1 protein-coding gene is annotated in these 2,930 nt (G+C 61.6%); it reads left to right on the top strand.

What is annotated here, in order from left to right; translation table 11 throughout:
* Positions 1 to 763: 763 nt before the first annotated feature.
* On the top strand, positions 764 to 2,530 hold the full coding sequence (locus tag FYJ28_RS17025) for a DUF5979 domain-containing protein (RefSeq protein ID WP_154580186.1): 1,767 nt from the start codon (positions 764 to 766) through the stop codon (positions 2,528 to 2,530).
* Positions 2,531 to 2,930 lie beyond the last annotated feature (400 nt).

Consider the following 2,930-nt stretch of genomic DNA (forward strand, 5'->3'; position numbering starts at 1 on the left):
AAAAGGACGGGCCGGGGGTTCACCAACGCACGCAACTACAAAACGCGTATCCTGTTGCGCAGTGCCGCCAGAACAGTGGCATGAACACCCATCACGGCAGAACATTCACCACGAACCGTGAAGAGCCGCCAAAGCATGCCGGCCCGGGCCGGGGAAGTCCACCGTTCCCGGAGAACTCCCGCTCCGGAGAAGAGAGCCCGGGCCTGGACCGTCTCACCGCGGCTATTAGCCTCCGATCTGGGACACCCCTGCCACTCGGGGACTTTCCTGACCCGGCGCCGCGCAGGAAAGACCCCAACTGGCAGGAATGTCCCCAACAGCAGGGAAACGCGCCCAAAGAGTATCCCGATGTGGAGTGCCGTCCCGAGACGGAGGACAACGCCGTCGAGGAGTCAACCAATATAGAGGACTGTCCTAAACCGAAGGTGAGTGCCAACCAGGGGCGGCAAACGGGAGCAGGCGACGGCGGGCATTACCCGGGGCGGGAGACTATGGCACGGACTACGCCGCACTCTGCCCCGGCGCGGGTGCGAGACACATGACGACGCAGAACCTCACTATCGAAAAACCGTCGATTCCGGTTCCTCCCTACTCGGACTCACACCGTGTGTCACGCCTTCACATCAGTATCGAGAGATGATTCGCCTTCCTCCCTTCTCATATTCAACGCGCGGCGCTAGCCTCACAGGGCACGGAGTCTCCTCGCGGCTGGAATGCCTGGCCTGCGGCGTTCATCACGTCATCACTCGAAAGTAGGAACCTCATGAGTCTGCGTTACCGATCCGCCCGCGGTGCGGGCAGCGACCGTTACCTGGGGCGCCGGAAGGGCAGGGGCGCCGGCGTCGTCGGTCTCCTGGTCTTCCTCTTTATGCTTTTGCCCTTTGCCGTGCCGGCGCAGGCCGTGTTCTCCGGGGAATCTCCGGGGGCGGAAGTCCCGTCGGACATCACGGAAATCACCATGACCGGCACCGGCGCGGGGCAAGCCGTGACCGGCGGACTTCCTACTGGGGCCTTCGACCCGACAACCGGGTATCCCGAAGACGTGCCGGCGGGCTACGAGCCCGCCAACGAAGGGTTCGCCGGCATCATCACCACTGTTGACGCAGTCGGCAACACACAGCAGATGTACTGCATCGATATCCGGACCTCCACGTACACCGGTTTGGGATACGAGAGCGGCACCTGGGATGAGTCGAATGTGCCCAACATCGGCTACGTCAACCGGGTACTAAACAGCTACTACCCGGACCAGCCGGGGCTCCCGGACGCGCCGTCGGACAATGTCCGGGCTGCAGCAGTGCAGGCAGCTGTGTGGTTCTTTAGCGATGGCTACGTCCTTCAGGACACTGACCCTATTCGTCCTTACACGGCTGCCATTGTCGCGGATGTACTCGCTGCAGGACCGCTGACTGAGCCGCCGGCACCCAACGTAGCGATTGACCCGCCCGTAGCTTCAGGTCCGACCGACGGCGTCACCGGTCCATTCACCATTACCTCCGATGCCGCTACAGTCACCGTTGAGGTGCCGGAGGGTTACACCCTCTACACGGATCCTGCGGGCACGGTCCCCCTGGCAGGCACGACCGTAGCTTCCGGAACGCAGCTGTGGGTAGGGAATGACAATCAGACCACGGAGCCCGTGGTGCTGACAGCCACCGCAGTAGTTCCTGTCCAGACGGGCAACGTTTACCTCTATGCAGGCAACAACCCCCAGGTCACGGATGCCCAGAAACTGATCCTGGCGGCAGACGCGCAGATCGAGTCAAATGCCCAGGCAACGGCGGAGTTCTTTGTCGCCGGGGACCTGACGGTCAGCAAGGCCTTCGCCGGTGAGGGAGCTGGTGCCCAGGGTGCTATCTCACTGCTGGTGGACTGCGGTGCGTCCGGCGTCTTCACATTCGAAATCCCTGCCGGCACCGATACCCCGGTAACGGAAACGGTTACCGACCTCCCGGTGGGAACGGTCTGTGCGGTGACCGAGCCGGTATCGGGATCAACTTCCGAGGTGACTGTCACTCCCGTTCTCCCGGAACCGGTGACAATCACCGACGGTGAGAACTTGCTTGCTGTCACGAACACGGTTGACTTCAACCCGGGCAGCCTGCTGGTGACCAAAACCATCACCGGTACAGGTGCAGGGCTGCAGGATGACATCGTGATCCATGTCCAGTGCGGCGAGGGAGTGGTGGACGAGGTCTTCGTACTGGCAGCCGGCACTACAGCGGGTGAATACACCCAGCTCTACGAAGGCATCCCGGCCGGGACGCTGTGCAACATCTCCGAACCGACCTCAGGAGCGAACGAAGATGTCACGGTTGAATCCACGTTTACCGGTGAAGTGGCGATCCTCCCCGGGGCAACCCAGGCGGCAGGGGTTACCAACCTGTATGCACCGGTTCCAGTCAGCGAACGGCTGCCCAAGACGGGTGCCGAATCAATGAATATGGTCCTCATGGGCGGAGGGGCAGTAATTGCCGGTTCAATGCTTGTCCTGGCCTCCCTCCGGCGCCGGCAGAGCCAAGAGCCGTAACCCGGAATAGCGTGTCCGGAACCGGTCCCCTCGGGGGCCGGTTCCGCTGCGGTCAGAGCGATTTGCACGCAGGCGCAAACCTGTGTAAAGTCTTCTGAGTCGCCGCGGCCGGGACGCTCTGCTGGAAAGCATGAAGCACCCGAAGCATGGCGGCCAAACCCCAACTTCCTTTTGATGGTGGATCTGCTGCGCGCCTTGTGTGCCGGCGGGAAAGCCTGGGACTGGATGCTGGGTTCGGAAGGGCTTTTATAGCCGGTTTGGTGGGAATTCTTCGGAATTCGCCGAATTGCTAAAACGGCCTGGATGGAATATGCTGGTAAAACACCACAGCGGTGCGAAAAGAAAAGAAAGTTTCCGGTTGGGAATGGTTTTTCTGAGTAGGCCGGATGTGCCTGTTGTT

The sequence above is a fragment of the Arthrobacter sp. BL-252-APC-1A genome, assembly GCF_009696625.1.
Taxonomy (GTDB): Bacteria; Actinomycetota; Actinomycetes; order Actinomycetales; family Micrococcaceae; genus Arthrobacter_B.

What these genes read in the sequence shown, in the direction of transcription:
- FYJ28_RS17025 (WP_154580186.1), top strand. Translation starts at nt 764, where the DNA reads ATGAGTCTGCGTTACCGATCCGCCCGCGGTGCGGGCAGCGACCGTTAC.